Below are 18,974 nucleotides of genomic sequence, written 5' to 3' on the forward strand. Positions count from 1 at the left end.
GGGACGAGGTCGCCATCGAGGAGATGCCGTCCGCCCCACCCGAGAGGAGGCGACCGCATGTACGAAGGCATCGTCCAGGAGCTGATCGACGAGCTCGGCCGGCTCCCCGGCATCGGCCCGAAGTCCGCCCAGCGCATCGCGTTCCACATCCTGCAGACCGAGACGTTCGACGTCACCCGGCTCGCCGAGATCCTGCTCGAGCTGCGCGGCCGTGTGCACTTCTGCGACATCTGCGGGAACGTGGCGGAGGAGGCGACCTGCGGGATCTGCCGCGATCCGCGCCGCAGCCGCGCCGTCATCTGCGTCGTGGAGGAGGCGAAGGACGTCCCGGCGATCGAGCGCACCCGCGAGTTCCGCGGGCTCTACCACGTGCTCGGCGGCGCGATCAGCCCGATCGACGGCATCGGCCCGGATCAGCTCCGCATCCGCCAGCTGCTGCAGCGGCTCGCGGACGGGGAGGTGCAGGAGGTCATCATCGCGACCGACCCGAACCTCGAGGGCGAGGCGACGGCGACCTACCTCTCGCGCATGCTCAGCACCCTCGGCATCCGCATCACCCGCCTGGCCTCCGGGCTGCCCGTCGGCGGAGACCTCGAGTACGCCGACGAGATCACCCTCGGCCGCGCCTTCGAGGGCCGCCGGCTCGTCGAGAACTGACGCGGCCGCCGGAGTCGCATGACCGCTCCGGCATGCGGTCGACCGGTAGACTCGCCCGTCGGGTCGCGACGGCGGTCCAGCCACCGACACGGGAGCAGCACGTGAGCCTGATCGTCCAGAAGTTCGGCGGGTCCTCCGTCGCCGACGCGGAGAGCATCAAGCGGGTCGCGAAGCGGATCGTCGCCACCAAGCAGGCGGGCAACGACGTGGTCGTCGCCGTCTCGGCCATGGGCGACACCACCGACGACCTGCTCGAGCTCGCCCACCAGGTCACGCCCATCCCCGCCCCTCGCGAGCTCGACATGCTGCTCTCCTCGGGCGAGCGCATCTCGATGGCGCTGCTGGCGATGGCGATCAAGAGCATGGGCTTCGAGGCCCGCTCCTTCACCGGCAGCCAGGCCGGCATGATCACGGACGCGCAGCACGGCGCCGCCCGCATCGTCGACATCACCCCGGTCCGCCTCCGCGAGGCGCTCGACGAGAACGCCGTCGTCATCGTCGCGGGCTTCCAGGGCTTCAACCGCGACACGAAGGACATCACCACCCTCGGCCGCGGCGGCTCGGACACCACCGCCGTCGCGCTCGCGGCAGGACTCGGCGCCGACACCTGCGAGATCTACACCGACGTCGACGGCGTCTTCACCGCCGACCCGCGGGTCGTCAAGAAGGCCCGCAAGCTCGACCGCATCACCAGCGAGGAGATGCTCGAGCTGGCCGCCGCGGGAGCGAAGGTGCTGCACATCCGCGCCGTCGAGTTCGCCCGCCGCCACGGAGTCACGCTCCACGTGCGCTCCTCCTTCAGCCCCAACGAGGGCACCATCGTCTACAACGCCGAGACCGCCGGCGCCGAGCAGAACGGACAAGCCGTGGAAGAGCCCATCATCGCCGGAGTCGCCGCCGACCTGAACGAGGCGAAGATCACCGTCGTCGGAGTCCCCGACATCCCGGGCAAGGCCGCGCAGATCTTCACGATCGTGGCCAAGACCGGCTCCAACATCGACATGATCGTGCAGAACGTGTCGGCTGCGGCCACCGCCCGCACCGACATCTCGTTCACCCTGCCCAAGGCCGACGGCCAGACGGTCCTCATGGCTCTCAACGCCGAGAAGGACGAGGTCGGCTTCGAGTCCCTGCAGTACGACGACCAGATCGCCAAGCTCGCGCTCGTGGGCGCCGGGATGCGCACCAACGCCGGCGTCTCCGCGAAGCTGTTCCGCTCCCTCTACGAGGCCGGGATCAACATCGAGATGATCTCCACGAGCGAGATCCGCATCTCGGTCGTCACCCGCGCCGACACCGTGAACGAGGCCCTGCGCGTCGTGCACACCGCCTTCGGGCTCGACGCCGAGGACGAGGCCGTCGTCTACGCCGGCACCGGCCGCTGACGGCCGGACACCCTCGCGATCCGGCCGTTCCTCCCGAGCGGCCGGAGCGACCGGTACCCTCTCCCTCGATCCCCCCGCCACGAGCGGCCCGCGCGCCGCACGGACGAAAGAGCACAGCATGAGCAGCACCCCCCTCCACGTGGGCGTCGTCGGCGCGACCGGCCAGGTCGGGAAGGTGATGCGCCGCCTCCTCGAGGAGCGCGACTTCCCGATCGCGTCCATCCGCTTCTTCGCCACCGCCCGCTCGGCGGGCACGACGCTGCCGTTCCGCGGCGAGGACGTCGTGGTCGAGGACGTGGAGACCGCCGATCCGTCGGGGCTCGACATCGCCCTGTTCTCGGCCGGAGCCACCGGCTCGCGCGCGCAGGCGCCCCGCTTCGCCGCGGCCGGCGTCACCGTGATCGACAACTCCAGCGCCTGGCGGATGGACCCCGAGGTCCCGCTGGTCGTCAGCGAGGTGAACCCCCACGCCATCGACCAGGCGGTCAAGGGCATCATCGCCAACCCCAACTGCACCACGATGGCCGCGATGCCGATCCTCAAGGTCCTCGACCGCGAGGCGGGGCTCACGCGCCTGATCGTCAGCACCTACCAGGCCGTGTCCGGCAGCGGACTGGCCGGAGCGAACGAGCTGGCCGGCCAGGTCCGCGCCGCCGTCGCCGACGAGCACCTGCTCGACCTGGTGCACGACGGCTCGGCGGTCGACTTCCCCGCGCCGGACAAGTACGTCGCCCCGATCGCCTTCGACGTCATCCCGTTCGCGGGGAGCCTGGTCGAGGACGGCTCGAACGAGACCGACGAGGAGAAGAAGCTCCGCAACGAGAGCCGCCGCATCCTCCAGCTCCCGGAGCTGCTGGTCTCGGGCACCTGCGTGCGCGTCCCCGTGTTCACCGGCCACTCGCTCTCCGTCAACGCCGAGTTCGCCTCCGCCCTCAGCCCCGAGCGTGCTCGCGAGCTGCTGGCCGACGCGCCCGGCGTCGTGCTGCGCGAGGTGCCGACTCCGCTGGAGGCCGCGGGCAAGGACCCGAGCTTCGTCGGCCGCATCCGCGCCGACGAGGGCGCCCCGGAGGGACGCGGCCTCGCGCTCTTCATCAGCAACGACAACCTCCGCAAGGGCGCGGCCCTGAACGCCGTGCAGATCGCCGAGCTCATCGCGGCGAAGCAGCCCGTCTCCTGACCGGCGTGGACGGGGCCGGCGCCGAGCGCTCCGGCCCCCTCCGGGTGGAAAAGCCGCGAATTTGATGGGGGAGCAGGGCCCCTCCCGGCCGCGGCGTCCGCGGGCGAGCGTAAACTCGACTCTCGTGAACTCCTCGGAACCGGTCGACGTCGCCCTCATCGGTGGGGGCATCATGAGCGCCACGCTCGGCGCACTCATCACCCAGCTGCAGCCCGACTGGACGATCGCCGCCTACGAGCGCCTCGGCGACGTGGCGCAGGAGTCGTCGAACCCGTGGAACAACGCGGGCACCGGTCACGCGGCCCTCTGCGAGCTGAACTACATGCCCGAGGCGGCCGACGGCTCCGTCGACCCGGCCAAGGCGATCCAGATCAACGAGCAGTTCCAGATCTCGCGCCAGTTCTGGTCGAGCCTGGTGGAGTCCGGCGACATCCGCGAGCCCTCCAGCTTCATCAACCCGGCGCCGCACATGACCTTCGTGCACGGCGAGGCCAACGTCGAGTACCTCCGGAAGCGCTACGAGGCCCTCAAGGACCAGCCGCTGTTCGCCGGCATCGAGTTCACCGAGAGCGTCAAGACCATCCACGAGTGGGCGCCCCTGCTGATGGAGCAGCGTCCCGCCGGCGGCGGCCCCTACGCGGCGACGCGCATGCCGGCCGGCACCGACGTCGATTTCGGCTCGCTGACCCACCAGCTGTTCGACCACGTCGTCGCCCACGGCGGCACGCTCGACACCGGCCGCGAGGTCACCGACATCACCCGGCAGAAGGACGGCACCTGGCGCCTCGACCTCAAGCAGGTCGTCGGAGGCACGCCCCAGTCAGTGACCGCCCGCTTCGTCTTCGTCGGCGCCGGCGGCGGTGCGCTGCACCTCCTGCAGAAGTCGGGCATCCCCGAGATCAAGGGCTTCGGAGGCTTCCCGATCTCGGGGCAGTTCCTCCGCACCGACAACCCCGAGCTGGTCGCCCGGCACAAGGCGAAGGTCTACGGCAAGGCCGCCGTCGGCGCGCCCCCGATGTCGGTGCCGCACCTCGATGCGCGCGTCGTCGACGGCGAGTCGTCCCTCCTCTTCGGCCCCTACGCGGGCTTCACGCCCAAGTTCCTGAAGCGGGGCTCGTGGCTCGACCTGCCCCTGTCGATCCGGCCGCACAACATCGGCCCGATGCTCGCGGTCGCCCGCGACAACCTCGACCTGATGAAGTACCTGATCGGCGAGGTGCTCGCCGGCCGTGGCAAGAAGATGAAGGCCCTGCGCGAGTTCCTGCCCACCGCCCGCGACGAGGACTGGTACCTGATCACCGCTGGCCAGCGCGTCCAGGTGATGAAGAAGGACGAGAAGAAGGGCGGCGTGCTGCAGTTCGGCACCGAGGTCATCACCGGAGGGGACGGCACGATCGCCGGCCTGCTCGGCGCCTCGCCCGGAGCCTCGACCGCCGTGCCGATCATGCTCGACATCGTGCAGAAGTGCTTCCCCGACCGGATGAAGGCCTGGGAGCCTCGGATTCGCGCACTGGTGCCGAGCTACGGCTCGACGCTCAACGACGCGCCCGAGAAGGCCGAGCAGACGGTCACCGCGACCGCCGAGACGCTGGAGCTGTCCGCCTCGGTCTGATCGGGTGCGACCCGTTCGAACGTATGTTCTAATGGCTCCGTGAGGTGGAGCGGGCAGTCGATCGGCACGGCCGACGAGGCCGCGCTGCCCGGGCTCGTCAAGCTCACCGACCTGGTGCGGACTGTGCGCACACCGGAGTTCGAGGGCATCACCTTCTACGAGGTGCTCGCGAAGTCGGCGCTCAACCGCGTGCACACCTCCTCGAAGATGCCGTTCGGCTGGAGCATCAACCCGATGCGCGGCTGCACCCACGCCTGCACCTACTGCTTCGCCCGGCCCACGCACGAGTACCTCGAGTTCGACGGCGGCCGCGACTTCGACTCGCAGATCGTCGTGAAGGTGAACGTCGCCGAGGTCCTCACCCGGGAGCTCGCGAAGCCGAGCTGGGAGCGGCACCCCGTGGCACTCGGCACCAACACCGATCCGTACCAGCGCGCCGAGGGCCGCTACCGGCTGATGCCGGGCATCATCGCCGCGCTCGCCGCCTCGGGCACCCCGATCTCGATCCTCACGAAGGGCTCGCTGCTGCGGCGAGACCTGCCGCTGCTCCGCGAGGCCGCCGAGCACGTCCCGGTCGACCTCGGAGTGTCGATCGCCGTCTACGACGAGGGCCTCCAGCGCTCCGTCGAGCCGGGTGCGCCGACCGCGGCGGCCAGGCTGGCGACGGTCACCGCAGCACGGGAGGCCGGCTTCGACTGCTCGGTGTTCCTGATGCCGATCCTGCCGTTCCTCACCGACACACGGGCGCACCTCGACGAGTCGCTCCGGGCCTGCCGCGAGGCGGGCGCCAGCACGATCATGTACTCGACCCTCTACCTCAAGCCCGGGGTGAAGGAGTGGTTCCTGCAGTGGCTCGGGCAGGAGCACCCCGAGCTGGTCGACAAGTACCGAGCGCTCTACCCGGGCCGCGACGCCTACGCGCCTCTCGAGTACCGGCGCTGGCTCTCCGCGCGCATCCGCCCGCTGATGCGCGCGCACGGGCTCGAGCGCGGCGAAGAGGACCCTGCCACCGGCTCCGTCAAGTCCTCCGCCCTGAATTCGCTCGGGACGCTGCGGACCCTCGGCGGCGAGCGGCGCTCTCTCCAGCACGACGGGCTGCTGGTCGGGGAGCTCGGGCCGGAGCGCGCCGCGATCCTGCCCGGCGTCGGGCAGCCGACGCTGTTCTGAGCCGGGGGCGGGCCCGGCCGCGGCTAGGATCGTCCGCATGGTCACCCGCTCCGGTGAGCCCTCGGGCTCCTCCGCCCGGAGCGCCCGCGACGCGGCACCCCGTGCGGTCCGGCTCGGCCTGCTCGACCCGCGCGAGGACCTGCTCGCGGCGACGAGCGCGTGGATCCGCACCCACGCCCCGGACTTCGAGGTCGTCGTGGCCGCCTCGACCTGGCACGACCTGGTGACGAGCGATGTCTTCCCCACCCAGGTGGTCGTGATGGACGTCGAGCTGCGCGAGCCGATCTCGATCGAGGCGCGGATCCGGACCTGCCGGGCGGCCGGAGCCGCGGTCGTGGCGCTCTCCGCGAGCGAGGACGACGAGGTCCGCGAGCGCGCCCTGAAGGCCGGAGCGGTGCGGCACCTGGCGAAGTCGCGCCCGCTCGCCGAGGTGATGGAGCAGACCCGCGCCGCTCTCGAGATGCGCTCTGCCGACGTCTCGTCCGCGCAGTGGCGGCCCCTGCCGTCCGGAGTCGCGGCGCAGCAGCGCCCACGGCTCAGCGCCGGCGAGCTGGAGGCGCTGCGCCTCTACGCGTCCGGATCGAGCACCCCCGAGGTCGCCGCCAAGATGAACGTGCAGTTCGAGACCGCGAAGACCTATCTGCAGCGCGTGCGCCGCAAGTACGTCGCCGTCGGCAGGCCCGCGAGCCGCCGGGCCGATCTGATCCGCCGCGCCGGCGAGGACGGGTTCCTCCCGTGACCGGCCCCTGCTCACCCCGGGGGCCCCGCCTCCGGACCCGCCCCGAGGAGACCTGATGGCCAAGCTGTACTTCCGCTACGGAGCGATGAACAGCGGGAAGAGCACGTCGCTCCTGCAGGCCGCGCACAACTACGAGGAGCGCGGGCACCGGGTGCTGCTGGCCAAGCCGGCCGTCGACACGAAGGGCGAGGAGCTGATCGTGTCGCGGCTCGGCGTGACCCGTCCGGTGGACATCCTGTTCGAGCCCGACGGGGACCCGGTGGCCGTCTTCACCGCGGCCCGGGCCCGCGTCCTGGCCGAGTCGAAGCGCGACGTGAGCGCTCTGCTCGTCGACGAGGCGCAGTTCCTGCCGGAGTCGCACGTCGACGATCTGCTCCGGATCGCCATCCTCGAGAACGTGCCCGTCCTGGCGTACGGCATCCGCACGGACTTCCGCACCGCCGCGTTCCCGGGCAGCAGGCGGCTCCTGGAGATCGCCCACAGCCTCGAGGAGCTGAAGACGATCTGCCGGTGCGGGCGCAAAGCGATCTTCAACGGGCGCGTCGTGGACGGCCGCTTCGTGTTCGACGGCGATCAGGTCGCGATCGACGGAACGGCGGTCACCTACGAGTCGCTGTGCGGCGCGTGCTACCTCCAGGAGAGTCGCGGCCGGCTCCGCGGCTGACCGGTCGAGCGTTCCTCACCGGCGCGACACCCCTCCGAAACGAGGAAGTGGGTAGCCTGACGACGTGACAACACCGGAAACGGAATTACGCCTTTCGAAGCAGCAGGAAAGGTCGGGGGAAACGATGACGGCGCAAGGGGCACCGCTGAGGCGTCGGCCGTCGTGGGAGCAGGACTACCGGCGACGGCTGCTCATCACGGACGTCGTCGCGATCGTCCTCTCCGTCTTCGGCACGCAGCTCTTCTGGTTCGACCTGAACCTGAACTCGGACCTGGGGTTCAAGAACCCCGCCGACATCGCGGTCAGCTACACCTGGGTGTCCGTCGCCCTGTCGGTCGGCTGGCTCCTCGCCCTCCAGGTCTTCGACACGCGCGACCGCCGGATCGTCGGCACCGGCTACGTCGAGTACCGCCGCGTCGTCGACGCCTCCATCTGGCTCTTCGGCATCGTCGCGATCATCGCCTACCTGCTCCAGATCCTGCTCGCGCGCGGCTACATCATCACGGCGTTCCCCGCCGGGATCGTGCTGATCTGCGTCGGCCGCCTGGTCTGGCGCTCCTGGCTCACCCGGCAGCGCCGGGCGGGCCGCTTCTCGAGCCAGGTCGTGCTCCTCGGCTCCCGCGCGAGCGTCCTGCACACCGCGCGCGAGCTGCGTCGCGGCACCGAGGCCGGCTACAAGCTCGTCGGCGCCGTCTCGACCTCGGTCGGCGGTGCGGACGCGCTGCGGAGCGAGCAGGAGCTCTCGGGCCTCGCGGTCCACGGGTTCACCGGGATCGACGGCGTCCGCGCCGTGATGGACGCCACCGGTGCCGACACGGTGGTCGTCACGAGCTCCGACGAGCTGGCGCCGCAGCGGATCCGCGAGCTGAGCTGGACGCTCGAGCCCGGGCGCGAGCACCTCGTCGTGGCGCCGAGCCTCACCGACATCGGCGGTCCGCGCATCCACACCCGCCCCGTCGCGGGCCTTCCGCTGATCCACGTCGAGACCCCGCGCTTCGACGGCCGCCAGCGGTTCGCCAAACGCCTCTTCGACATCCTGGCGTCGACCATGCTGATCATCCTCAGCGCGCCGGTGCTCGTCGTCGTCGCCGTGCTGGTCAAGGTCACCAGCCCCGGGCCCGTGCTCTTCCGGCAGGAGCGCATCGGCCTGAACGGCGCGACCTTCGAGATGCTGAAGTTCCGCTCGATGGTCGTCGACGCGGAGGCGCGACTGGCGGCTCTCGCGTCGCAGCAGCGTGCGGAGGGGAACTCGATCCTCTTCAAGATGGCGAAGGACCCGCGCGTCACCCGGGTGGGTGCGATCCTCCGGCGCTTCAGCCTCGACGAGCTGCCCCAGTTCCTGAACGTCTTTCGCGGCGACATGTCCCTGATCGGCCCCCGCCCGCCGCTGGCCCGCGAGGTCGAGCAGTACGAGGAGCACGTGCACCGCCGCTTCCTGATGAAGCCGGGCATCACCGGGCTCTGGCAGGTCAGCGGACGCTCGAACCTCTCGTGGGAGGACACCGTCCGCCTCGACCTGTACTACGTCGAGAACTGGTCGATGACCGGCGACATCGTCATCCTCTTCAAGACCGCGCGCGCCGTCCTCGCCCGCGACGGGGCGTACTGATCGCCGGGGGGAGGGGCGCCGAGCCCCGCACCCTGTCCGTCTCGGTCCTCGAGACCCCGTTCCGCGTGGTCTTCGGACGCGGCGTCGGCGACGAGGACGCGGCGCGGATCGCCGACAGCTGGGCGGCCTGCGCGTCCGAGCCCGACGCGGGAGCACGCGACGTCCTCGCCGAGGTGGGGCACGACCCCTCCGTCCCGGTCGACGGCTCGCCCCGGGTCTCGAGCGCCACGCTCGCGCAGCTCGAGGAGTCCCTGACCTCGACCCTGACCCTCGAGGCGATCGGCGCCAGGCGCGCCGACCTGCTGATGCTCCACGCCTGCGGGATCTCCGACGAGTCCGGCCGCGTGCTGGCCTTCGTCGCCGCCTCCGGGACCGGCAAGACCACCATCGCCCGGACGCTCGGGTCCCGCTTCGGCTACGTCACCGACGAGACGGTCGGCGTGACCCCGGAGGGGCGCGTCCTGCCCTATCCCAAGCCGCTGTCGGTTAAGCCGCTGACCGGATCGGCGCCGAAGGCGCAGCTGGCCCCCGGGTCGCTCGCCCTCCGACCGGTCCCGGAGGCGCCCCTGCGGCTGGCGGGCGTCCTCCTGCTCGAGCGCCGCGACGGCGTCGGGACGCCCTTCCTCGAGCACGTCGACCCGGTCGACGCGATCGAGGATCTGGTGCCGCAGACCTCGTACCTCTCGGCCCGCCCGCGGCCGATCGCCGATCTCGTCCGCACCCTCTCGGCGCTGGGCGGCGTCCGGCGACTGGTCTACTCCGAGGCCGCGAGCGTGGTGCACCTGGTCGAGGAGGTCTTCGCGTCCCTCGGCGCCGAGGCCCCGTCCGCCTGGTCCGAGGTGGTCTCCGTGCAGCTCGACCCTGTGGGCGAGGCCCTGCCCGGCACCGTCCTGCGCACCCCTGCGAACGACGCGGTGGAGCTCGCCGACGGCCAGCTGCTCGTGTTCTGCGGCGGCACCCTCGTGCGCCTGTCCGGCATCGGCCCGACGATCTGGCGCCACGCCGGCCGGGGCTCCGATCTGCCTGGTCTCGTCGCCGCGGTGCTCGAGGAGGCGGGCCCGCCGCCCGCCGGCGTCGATGCGGAGGCGGTCGTCGAGTCGGCGGTCGTCGAGCTCGAGGGCCTCGGAGTGATCACGAGAGGGACTCCGCCGGAGCCCACCCCCGACGGGTGGCACGGTTGACGCGCCTGGCGCCGAGGGCGCGGAAGCGCTGTGTCAGAATTCGGAAGAACCCGTCTCCGGCGCCCGCCGCGTGATCCGTACCAGCGAAGGAAATCTGACTCTGTGGAACTTCGAGACGTCCTCCGGCTCCTGCGCGACCACTGGATCCCGATCGTCGCGGCGATCCTCCTCGGCACTCTCGTCGCCTTCGGCTGGTCGCTGACGCAGAAGCCGCGGTACGTCGCCGACTCGCAGGGCCTCGTCTCCGTCGCCACCACCGGTGCCGACGACAGCCAGGCGATCTACACGCAGCAGATCGCGCAGTCCGTCGCCAAGTCGAGCCTCGCCACGTACGTCCCGATCGCCACCTCGCGCGACGTGGCGCAGATCGCGATCGACAGCCTCGGCCTCGACGTCTCGCCCGCCACGCTGATCTCGGCGATCGCGGTGCAGGCCGACACGGTCGCCCCGGTGATGAAGGTCAGCGCCACCGCCTCCACCCCCGAGGGCGCGCAGAAGCTCGCCGACGCCTGGGTCGCGGCCATCGCCACCAAGGTGCAGCAGGTCAACCAGGAGACGGGCGTCGGCGACACGGTCTCCCTCACCGTCCTGCAGACCGCGGCGCTCCCGTCCTCGCCGGCGTTCCCGAACCTGCGCCTCGTCCTCGCGGTCGGCGCGCTCGCGGGCCTCGTCCTCGGCCTCGTCTACGCGTTCGTCCGCAACACGCTGGACCGGCGCATCCGCACCGCCGAGATGGTCGAGCGCCTGTTCGACCTCCCCGTGGTCGGCACCCTCCCCGTCGACAAGCGCCTCAGCGAGACCAACCGCATCGTCCCCGAGGCCGACACGACCGACTACATCAAGGCCGACGGCAAGCACGCACTCGCCGAGGCGCTGCGCGAGCTCCGCACGAACCTGCAGTTCATGAACATCGACAGCCCGCCGCGCATCATCGTCGTGACGAGCCCGCTGCCCTCGGACGGCAAGTCGACGGTGACCGCGAACCTCGCGGTGACGCTCGCCGCCTCCGGTCAGCGCACCGTCGTCGTCGACGGCGACCTCCGCAAGCCCACCGTCGCCAAGTCGTTCGGCCTCGTGCCCGGCGTCGGTCTGACCGACCTGCTGATCGGCAAGGCGGAGCTGCAGGACGTCCTGCAGCCGTGGGGCCCGTCCGGCAACCTCTGGGTGCTCGGGGCCGGGTCGATCCCGCCGAACCCGTCCGAGCTGCTCGGCTCCAACGGCATGGACATCCTCCTGCACGAGATCGCCCGCGAGGCCATCGTGATCGTCGATGCGCCGCCGCTCCTGCCCGTCACGGACGGCGCCATCCTCACCGCCCGCACCGACGGCGCGCTCGTGGTCATCTCCGCGGGCAGGACGACGACCGACGAGCTGGGCAAGGCGATCCAGAACCTCGAGCGGGTCAGCGGCCACACCCTCGGCGTGATCCTCAACCGCGTGCCCGCGCGCGGCCAGGTCGGCCGGGGCTACGGGTACTACTACACGAGCTACTACGGCTCCGAGCGATCGGGCGCCCGCCCGGACACGGCCGTCGAGCCCGAGCCCGCGTCGACCTCGGCCTGAGCGCCCCGCGATGATCTTCCCGGGAGACGACTCCGCCCGCCCCGCCCGCCGGAGCTGGCGACCGGACGAACCGGTCGCCGCCTCCGCCGCCCCCGTCTTCACCGTGCTCTCGGTCTGCACCGGCAACATCTGCCGGTCGCCGATGGCGCAGCAGCTGCTGCGCGCCGCGCTCTCCGACGCGACCTCGCCCGCGGGAGGTCCACTCTTCGCGTTCACGAGCGCCGGAGTGAGGACGCGCGACGGGCTGCCGATGGACCCGGTCTCGGCCCGCTTCTCGGCTCAGCACGGGGGAGACCCGGCCGCGCACACGAGCGCGGTGCTCGGCGACGCGATCGTCGGCGACGCCGACCTCCTGCTCACGATGACGCGCGACCACCTGGTCGACGCCTCCCGGCGCTTTCCGTCGCTCCTCCTCCGCGGCTTCACGCTGCTCGAGTTCGCCCGCGTGCTGCCGTTCGTCGTGAGGGAGGTGCCGCTGCCGACGGTCGAGGACCCCGCCGCGCGGCTCCGCGCCGTCGTGCGGCTCGCCGCCGCCCACCGCGGGCGCGCCCCGCGGGGCGAGGGCGGCGACGACATCGAGGACCCGATCGGCCGCAGCGAGGCCGTGCACGAGCGCGTGGCGGCGCAGATCGCGGCGGCTGTCGCCGACGTCTCCCGTGATCTGAGAGCATTGGCGCGGCGGTAGTCGCGCGTCCGCGGGCGCGCTGACGCCTCGCCGCATCGCATCGCTCCTCCTCACCGTCGCGACCGCGACACGAACCCGCCACGATTCGGAGAACCCCTGTGAAGCTTTCTGTCATCGGCTGCGGCTACCTCGGTGCCGTCCACGCTGCCGCCATGGCCGAGCTCGGCCACGACGTCATCGGCATCGACGTCGACCAGAAGAAGATCGACGCCCTGGCCGCCGGCACCGCGCCGTTCTTCGAGCCCGGCCTCCCGGAGCTGCTGTCCTCCGGCGTCGCCTCCGGGCGTCTGCGCTTCTCGACCGACATGGCCGACGCCGCCGGTGCGGCCGTGCACTTCGTCGCCGTCGGCACCCCGCAGAAGCCGGGCGAGAACGCCGCGGACATGACCTACGTCGACTCGGCGATCGACGGTCTCCTGCCCTACCTCGAGGCGGACTCCCTCGTCGTCGGCAAGTCGACCGTCCCCGTCGGCACCGCCGCCCGCCTGGCCGACCGCATCGCCTCCTCCGGTGCGACCCTCGCCTGGAACCCCGAGTTCCTCCGCGAGGGCTTCGCCGTCAAGGACACGATCAGCCCCGACCGGCTCGTCTACGGCGTGCCCGCGGGCGAGGCCGGAGCAGCGGCGAAGGCGACCCTCGACGAGGTCTACGCGACGGCGCTCGCGGCCGAGACCCCGCTCGTGGTCACCGACTACGCCACCGCCGAGCTGGTGAAGGTCTCGGCCAACGCCTTCCTCGCCACCAAGATCTCGTTCATCAACGCGATCGCCGAGATCGCGGAGGTCACCGGCGCGGACGTCACGCAGCTCGCCGACGCGATCGGCTACGACGTGCGGATCGGCCGCCGCTTCCTGAACGCGGGCATCGGCTTCGGAGGCGGCTGCCTCCCGAAGGACATCCGAGCCTTCTCTGCCCGCGCCGACGAGCTCGGCGTCGGCGAGTCCGTCGCCTTCCTCAAGGAGGTCGACGCGATCAACCTGCGTCGCCGCCAGCGCGTCGTCGACCTCGTCACCGAGGGCCTGGGCGGCTCCGTCGAGGGCCGCCGCATCGCGGTGCTCGGTCTGGCGTTCAAGCCGGAGTCGGACGACATCCGCGACTCGCCGTCGCTCGACGTCGCCGCGCGCCTGCACGACCTCGGTGCGACCGTGGTCGCGACCGACCCCGAGGCGATCGAGAACTCGCGCCGCCGCTACCCCGAGATCACCTACACGACCGACGTCGACGAGGCGCTGGCCGGTGCCGACGCCGTGGTCGTCGTGACGGAGTGGAAGCAGTTCCGCGCCCTCGACCCCGCGGCCACGGCGGCGAAGGTGGCCAACACCTTCCTCGTCGACGGTCGCAACTGCCTCGACCCCGCCGCCTGGCGTGCGGCCGGCTGGGAGTACCGCGGCCTCGGCCGCTGACGCGGCGGAGCCGTCGTCTCAGCTGACGCGGCTCGGCTGGTCCGCCACGACGCCGGAGGTGCCGCGGAGGGGGATGTGCGCGAAGGCGTCGTCCCACTCCGCCGCCCTCCGGCGTCGTCGTGCGCGGACGACCATCCGGAGCAGGACGCCGGCGACCGCGCCGAGGAGGGCGCCGGAGGTGTTCATCACGACGTCGTCGACGGTGGCGAAGCGCGCCGAGAGGAAGAGCAGCTGGCCCGCCTCGATGAGCGAGCTCACGACGGCGCCGACGGCGACGGCGACCCACGCCCTCCGGAGCCGCAGGTTGAGGGCCAGGAGCAGCCCCAGGGGCACGAACAGGGCGATGTTGGCAGTCGACTCGATGAACGCGTAGTCGACCATCGGGAGGCCGTGCCGGGCGAACCAGGAGGTCACTCGGCCGAGATCCCCCCGCACTCCCGCATCGACGGGCGTCGGCCAGAAGGCGATCGCTGCGAGCGCGACCACGTAGGGCACGCCGATGGCGAGGGTGAGGCGGGTGAGCGACCGGGTCACGGTGCTCCTCTCGTCGGTCGTCGGGCGGGGGCGGCGACGACGGCGGAAGAACAGTCTCGCTCCCGGCTGCTGGGATCGGGCCGGGAGGCGCGGGGGAGTGGGCTGGAGGCACGCCCGTGCGCAGGACGCTCGGGACGCCGACAGGGGTGCTCGAGCCGGAGAGCGCGGGGCGGTGATCGCGCCGGCTCCGTCGTCGACCGGGCTCCGGCCCGGGCGAGCATCCGCCTGCGGGCGAGCCCCGCCACAGCAGAATTCCGAGAACGCCCCGGGAACGACGAAGCCCGGCCGGATCATCGATCCTGGCCGGGCTTCTCACCGGTCGGGGTAGCGGGATTCGAACCCACGACCTCCTCGTCCCGAACGAGGCGCGCTACCAAGCTGCGCCACACCCCGGTGTGCTCATCACGGAGAACCGCTCACGAGCCTCGACAATAGTAGCCGATTTCCGGACCGCCGTCGGACACCCCTCGTCAGGCCGCCGGAGTGAGCGTGACGAGGGTCACCTCGGGCCGGCAGGCGAAGCGCACCGGTGCGTAGATCGAGGTGCCGACTCCGGCCGACACGTTGAGGTACGAGCTGCGCAGTCCGTTGTCCCACGTCGTCGAGCCGGCGACCTTGTCGCGCGGGATGTCGCAGTTGGTGACGAGGGCGCCGAAGCCCGGGACGCAGACCTGCCCGCCGTGCGTGTGCCCGGCGAGGATCACCTCGGCGCCGCGGGCGACGAAGTCGTCGAGGATGCGCTGGTAGGGCGCGTGCGCCACGCCGATGCTGACCCCGGCCGGTCCGTCCTCCGCGCCGCGCAGCTCGTCCACGGCTCCGGCGACGAGGTCGATGCGGTCGAGGCCGATGTGCGGGTCGTCGACGCCGAAGAACTCGATGCGCGTCCCCTTCACCGTGATGCTCTCGGCGCGGTTGTTGAGGTCCACCCAGCCGAGCCCGTCCGAGAAGAAGACGGTCAGCCCGTCGGTGTCGAGATCGGCCTCGTGCTGCGTGGGGTTCTTGGAGGGGCCGACGAAGTAGCGGAGCGGGTTCTTGATCCGAGGGCCGAAGTAGTCGTTGGATCCGTTGACGAAGGCGCCGGGGATCCCGGCGAAGGGCTCCAGGGCCCGGCGGATGCCGAGCACGCCGTCGCGGTGGCCGAGGTTGTCGCCGGTGTCGACCACGACGTCGGGGGCCAGGGCGAGGAGCGAGCGGATCCACTCCTGCTTCTTGCTCTGCCACGGGGCCATGTGCAGGTCCGACACGTGCAGGACGCGGATCGGCTCGGAACCGGCGGGCAGCACCGGGAACGACGTGCGCCGGACGGTGAACAGCGTCCGCTCGACGCCGATGCCCCAGGCCGCGGCGACGGCTCCGGCCGCGGCGACGGTCGCGAGGGCGGTGGTGAGGGGGCGACGGGTGCGTCCGGTCATGGGTCCTTCTCTCGCACGTCGGCCGCGAGCGCGGCCGCGTTCATTCTGCCGGACGCTCCCTCGGGAGCAGCCGGGGGTGCAGGGGCTCAGCCCGCGCGGGGCGGGGCGCCCGGTCCGGCGCTGATCTGCAGGGTGATCTCCGCGCCCCGGGAGACGCGCGACCCGGCGGGCGGGTTCGTCTGCGCGACCGTCCCTGCCGGGCGGTCGGAGGGGACCGGAGAAGTGTCGACGCGGACCGTGAAGCCGACGGAGCGCAGGCGTGAGGCCGCCGCAGAGGGGCTCTGGCCGGTGACCTGGGGCACGGCCTCCTGCGGAGCGTCGACGAGCGAGCGGACCGGAGCCGGGAACGCCGTCCCGCCGTACTTGGCGTCGGCGACGCGCATGATGCGCGGCCAGATCTGGTGGCGCACCTGACCGGCGTTCACCCGGTTGAGACTGAATCCGCGCATGGAGGTGAAGCCGGTCACGTTGCCGACCCAGGTGGCGGTGGCGACCTCGGTGCTCGCGCCGACCATCCACGTGTGCAGCGCGTCGTCCGTGGTGCCGGTCTTGCCGATGTGCGGCACCCCGGTGCGGGGGTTGGAGGGGGCGCCGGTGCCGCCCGTCACCACCTGCTGCAGGGCGTAGCCGGCGGTCGCGGCCACCTCCTCGGACATCCCCTGGCTGCACTCGGAGGCGGGCGGCGCGACGTCGGCGCCCGTGCGGTCGACGATGCGGTCGATCGCGATGGGCGTGCAGACGGTGCCCTTGTTCGCGAAGCCGGCGAAGGCCGTGGCCATCGTGAGCGGAGCGATCTCGTTGGTGCCGAGGATGGTCGGCGCGAGCTTCTGCAGCTCGGTCCCGTCGGCACGGTGCACGCCCATCGCCAGCGCCGTGTTGCGGATGCCGCAGAGGTCCAGCTGCTGGGCCATGGCGGCGAACGAGGTGTTGATCGAGCCGGTCGTGGCCTGCAGAGCCGTGGTCACTCCTCCGTTGCCGCCCTCGTCGTTCCCGGGGTTCCAGGACTCGCCGTAGTAGACGCCGTCGGGCTCGCAGCTGTCACGGAAGGTCGTGTAGGCGCGGCGGGTGCCGTCGACGCTCTCGCCGAGCGAGTGCCCCTCCTGCAGCCACTCCGCGAGGGTGAACACCTTGTAGGTCGAGCCGACCTGGAATCCCGAGGAGCCGCCGTACCCGAAGTCGGTGTTGTAGTTGACGCTCGTGTAGTTGGGGCCCGTCAGGTCCGGATCGTTGGAGTAGTCCTTGTTCTGGGTCATCGCGAGGATGCGGCCGGTGCCGACCTCGACCGAGACGCTCGCGCTGCCGATGTTCACGTTCGCCATCGACTTGGGCACCCAGTCGTCGGTGGCCGAGACGGCGGCCTGCTGCAGGTCGGAGTCGAGGGTCGTGTAGATCCGGTAGCCGCCGCGCTTGAAGGTGGCGTCGCGCTCGTCCTGACTCGCACCGAACGCGTCGTCGTTCTTGATGACCCAGGTGACGTAGTCGCAGAAGAAGGCCGCGACTCCGGCCGTCTGGCAGCCGGTGCTCGGCTCGGTGATGTTCGGCGTCACGGGCTCGGCGACGGCCGCCTGCGCCTGCTCGGACGTCACCTTCGACTCGAGGTCCATGCGGGTGACGATGTAGTCGCGCCGGTCCCGGGTCTGCGGGTAGCCCTCCGCGGCGGGGTTCGCCGGGTCGCCGGGCCGGTCGAAGCGGAACTTCTCGGGGTTGTTCACGATCGCGACGAGCGCGGCGGACTGCGCGAGCGAGAGGTCCTTCGCGCTCACTCCGAAGTAGTAGCGGGCAGCCGCCTCGACGCCGTAGACGGTGCCGCCGAACAGGGCGATGTTGAGGTAGCCCAGCAGGATGTCGTTCTTCGGATACTCCTTCTCGAGCCCGATGGCGAGCCGCATCTCGGCGACCTTGCGCTCCGGAGTGGTCTCCGTGGCCTCGCGGTAGGCCGCGTCGCGCTCGATCGGATCGCTGAGCGCCTCCGCCTTCTGCACGAGCACGTTCTTGACGTACTGCTGCGTGATGGAGGAGCCGCCCTGGACGTCCCCGCCCATGGCCGTCGTCGCGGCCGCGCGGACGGTGCCGAGCAGATCGATGCCGCCGTGCTCGTAGAAGCGGGGGTCCTCGGAGGCGACCACGGCGTCCTTCACGAACGGCGAGATCTCGTCCCAGCCCACCTCGACGCGGTTCTGGGCGTAGAAGGAGGCGAGCAGCACGTCGCCGCCGGAGGAGTCCTTCGCGTACACGTCGCTCTTCTCGGCGAGCGTGCCGATCTCGAGGTACTCGGGGAGGTTGTCGAACATCTCCACCGTGTTGCCGGCGGCCATGCCGCTCAGCGCGATCGCCGGCGTCACCGAGGCGGCCACCAGGACTCCCGCGACGACGCTCATGGCGACGATGCCGATCAGACCGCCGACGGCGCCCCCGATGGTCTTCACGACTCTGGTCCCGCCCTGCCCCGACATAGAATCAGCGTAGTCGCCGCGCTCGGACGAGCCGCGGCGCTCATCCCGCCGACGCGCGGCGCTCAGCAGTCGTCCCGCACCGGCCGCACCCGAGGAGAGCCATGTCCGTCCCGCGCTGGGAGTACATCACCACCCCGCTGATGATCCACAACACCACGGCGATCCTGAACACCTGGGGATCCGAGGGCTGGGAGCTGGTCCAGATCGTGACCGGTCCCGAGGGCGGCCTCGTCGCGTACCTCAAGCGCCCCGTCGCCGAGGCCGGCGCGTGATCGCCGAGCGTCTCGCGGAGCTCGGCGTCGAGCTGCCCGCGGTCGCGGTCCCCGCCGGCGCCTACGTCCCCGCCGTCGTGCACGGCGGCCTCGTCTACACGGCCGGGCAGATCCCCTTCGTCGACGGCGCTCTGCCGCTGGTCGGCAAGGTCGGCGCCGAGGTGTCGCCCGAGCAGGCGAAGGAGCTGGCCCGCACCTGCGCCCTCAACGCGCTCGCGGCCGTCGCCGACGCGATCGGATCGCTCGACCGGGTGACGCGGATCGTGAAGCTCACCGGCTTCGTCGCGTCCGCCTCCGGCTTCACCGGGCAGCCCGGCGTGATCAACGGCGCCTCGGAGCTGCTCGGCGACGTGTTCGGCGAGCCCGGCCGTCACGCGCGCTCGGCCGTCGGGGTGGCGGAGCTGCCCCTCGGCGCTCCCGTCGAGGTCGAGCTGATCGTCGCCTTCGACTGACGCACCGCC

Annotated in this window: 17 protein-coding genes and 1 tRNA gene; 14 read left to right on the forward strand and 4 right to left on the reverse strand. The window is 71.6% G+C overall.

The window, feature by feature from the left end:
- The first annotated feature begins 57 nt into the window (after positions 1–57).
- The 12 genes from recR (at position 58) to C5C25_RS10745 (ending at position 13,842) form a co-directional block, all read left to right on the forward strand.
- The gene (gene recR / locus C5C25_RS10690; RefSeq protein WP_104222157.1) at positions 58–657 is read left to right on the forward strand and encodes a recombination mediator RecR; all 600 of its coding nucleotides are present in this window, start codon (positions 58–60) and stop codon (positions 655–657) included.
- A gap of 101 nt (positions 658–758) precedes the next feature.
- Positions 759–2,042 carry an aspartate kinase gene (locus tag C5C25_RS10695; protein WP_104222160.1) on the forward strand — a complete coding sequence of 428 codons (1,284 nt, stop codon included), beginning with the start codon at positions 759–761 and terminating at the stop codon, positions 2,040–2,042.
- A 118-nt stretch (positions 2,043–2,160) separates the two neighbouring features.
- Complete coding sequence (locus C5C25_RS10700) at positions 2,161–3,219, forward strand: aspartate-semialdehyde dehydrogenase (RefSeq protein WP_104250589.1); 1,059 nt, start codon at positions 2,161–2,163, stop codon at positions 3,217–3,219.
- Positions 3,220–3,283: 64 nt separating this feature from the next.
- On the forward strand, positions 3,284–4,831 hold the full coding sequence (locus tag C5C25_RS10705) for a malate:quinone oxidoreductase (protein WP_104250590.1): 1,548 nt from the start codon (positions 3,284–3,286) through the stop codon (positions 4,829–4,831).
- 39 nt (positions 4,832–4,870) lie between these two features.
- Positions 4,871–5,998 (forward strand): Rv2578c family radical SAM protein, encoded by a 1,128-nt coding sequence (locus tag C5C25_RS10710; RefSeq protein ID WP_104222165.1) that lies wholly within the window; start codon positions 4,871–4,873, stop codon positions 5,996–5,998.
- Between the two features lie 37 nt (positions 5,999–6,035).
- On the forward strand, positions 6,036–6,737 hold the full coding sequence (locus C5C25_RS10715; protein WP_104237728.1) for a LuxR C-terminal-related transcriptional regulator: 702 nt from the start codon (positions 6,036–6,038) through the stop codon (positions 6,735–6,737).
- Positions 6,738–6,792: 55 nt separating this feature from the next.
- A complete protein-coding gene (locus C5C25_RS10720) occupies positions 6,793–7,401 on the forward strand; it encodes a thymidine kinase (protein WP_104227256.1) in 609 nt (202 codons plus the stop codon).
- Between the two features lie 124 nt (positions 7,402–7,525).
- Positions 7,526–9,010: a sugar transferase gene (locus C5C25_RS10725; protein WP_104222171.1), complete on the forward strand. Its 1,485-nt coding sequence runs from the start codon at positions 7,526–7,528 to the stop codon at positions 9,008–9,010.
- A gap of 65 nt (positions 9,011–9,075) precedes the next feature.
- On the forward strand, positions 9,076–10,191 hold the full coding sequence (locus tag C5C25_RS10730) for a hypothetical protein (RefSeq protein WP_104250591.1): 1,116 nt from the start codon (positions 9,076–9,078) through the stop codon (positions 10,189–10,191).
- A 102-nt stretch (positions 10,192–10,293) separates the two neighbouring features.
- Positions 10,294–11,754, forward strand: coding sequence for a polysaccharide biosynthesis tyrosine autokinase (locus C5C25_RS10735; protein ID WP_159939611.1), 1,461 nt, complete (start codon positions 10,294–10,296; stop codon positions 11,752–11,754).
- 10 nt (positions 11,755–11,764) lie between these two features.
- Positions 11,765–12,439 (forward strand): low molecular weight phosphatase family protein, encoded by a 675-nt coding sequence (locus C5C25_RS10740; protein ID WP_104250592.1) that lies wholly within the window; start codon positions 11,765–11,767, stop codon positions 12,437–12,439.
- A 98-nt stretch (positions 12,440–12,537) separates the two neighbouring features.
- Complete coding sequence (locus C5C25_RS10745) at positions 12,538–13,842, forward strand: UDP-glucose/GDP-mannose dehydrogenase family protein (RefSeq protein WP_104222179.1); 1,305 nt, start codon at positions 12,538–12,540, stop codon at positions 13,840–13,842.
- Between the two features lie 18 nt (positions 13,843–13,860).
- Here the strand turns inward: C5C25_RS10745 and C5C25_RS16850 are convergent, their stop codons facing one another.
- The 4 genes from C5C25_RS16850 to C5C25_RS10765 form a co-directional block, all read right to left on the reverse strand.
- A complete protein-coding gene (locus C5C25_RS16850; RefSeq protein WP_258069393.1) occupies positions 13,861–14,376 on the reverse strand; it encodes a VanZ family protein in 516 nt (171 codons plus the stop codon).
- A gap of 319 nt (positions 14,377–14,695) precedes the next feature.
- A tRNA-Pro gene (locus C5C25_RS10755) sits at positions 14,696–14,769 on the reverse strand.
- A 77-nt stretch (positions 14,770–14,846) separates the two neighbouring features.
- Positions 14,847–15,788, reverse strand: coding sequence for a metallophosphoesterase (locus tag C5C25_RS10760; protein ID WP_104250594.1), 942 nt, complete (start codon positions 15,786–15,788; stop codon positions 14,847–14,849).
- A gap of 86 nt (positions 15,789–15,874) precedes the next feature.
- Positions 15,875–18,241, reverse strand: coding sequence for a transglycosylase domain-containing protein (locus C5C25_RS10765; RefSeq protein ID WP_104250595.1), 2,367 nt, complete (start codon positions 18,239–18,241; stop codon positions 15,875–15,877).
- Between the two features lie 101 nt (positions 18,242–18,342).
- Here C5C25_RS10765 and C5C25_RS16550 point away from each other — a divergent pair, with 101 nt between their 5' ends.
- Both C5C25_RS16550 and C5C25_RS10770 read left to right on the forward strand, forming a co-directional pair.
- On the forward strand, positions 18,343–18,513 hold the full coding sequence (locus tag C5C25_RS16550) for a hypothetical protein (protein ID WP_164861113.1): 171 nt from the start codon (positions 18,343–18,345) through the stop codon (positions 18,511–18,513).
- Positions 18,510–18,965 (forward strand): RidA family protein, encoded by a 456-nt coding sequence (locus tag C5C25_RS10770; protein ID WP_208543361.1) that lies wholly within the window; start codon positions 18,510–18,512, stop codon positions 18,963–18,965. The genes C5C25_RS16550 and C5C25_RS10770 overlap by 4 nt, the downstream gene beginning before the upstream one ends.
- Positions 18,966–18,974: the final 9 nt, after the last annotated feature.

The sequence above is a fragment of the Rathayibacter sp. AY2B9 genome, assembly GCF_002931595.1.
GTDB lineage: Bacteria > Actinomycetota > Actinomycetes > Actinomycetales > Microbacteriaceae > Rathayibacter.

Bases quoted from the DNA above. Each gene is read 5' to 3' on its own strand.
- recR (WP_104222157.1), top strand. From the start codon at position 58: ATGTACGAAGGCATCGTCCAGGAGCTGATCGACGAGCTCGGCCGGCTC.
- C5C25_RS10700 (WP_104250589.1), top strand. From the start codon at position 2,161: ATGAGCAGCACCCCCCTCCACGTGGGCGTCGTCGGCGCGACCGGCCAG.
- C5C25_RS10705 (WP_104250590.1), top strand. From the start codon at position 3,284: ATGGGGGAGCAGGGCCCCTCCCGGCCGCGGCGTCCGCGGGCGAGCGTA.
- C5C25_RS10715 (WP_104237728.1), top strand. From the start codon at position 6,036: ATGGTCACCCGCTCCGGTGAGCCCTCGGGCTCCTCCGCCCGGAGCGCC.
- C5C25_RS10720 (WP_104227256.1), top strand. From the start codon at position 6,793: ATGGCCAAGCTGTACTTCCGCTACGGAGCGATGAACAGCGGGAAGAGC.
- C5C25_RS10725 (WP_104222171.1), top strand. From the start codon at position 7,526: ATGACGGCGCAAGGGGCACCGCTGAGGCGTCGGCCGTCGTGGGAGCAG.
- C5C25_RS10740 (WP_104250592.1), top strand. From the start codon at position 11,765: ATGATCTTCCCGGGAGACGACTCCGCCCGCCCCGCCCGCCGGAGCTGG.
- C5C25_RS10760 (WP_104250594.1), bottom strand. From the start codon at position 15,788: ATGACCGGACGCACCCGTCGCCCCCTCACCACCGCCCTCGCGACCGTC.
- C5C25_RS10765 (WP_104250595.1), bottom strand. From the start codon at position 18,241: ATGTCGGGGCAGGGCGGGACCAGAGTCGTGAAGACCATCGGGGGCGCC.
- C5C25_RS16550 (WP_164861113.1), top strand. From the start codon at position 18,343: ATGTCCGTCCCGCGCTGGGAGTACATCACCACCCCGCTGATGATCCAC.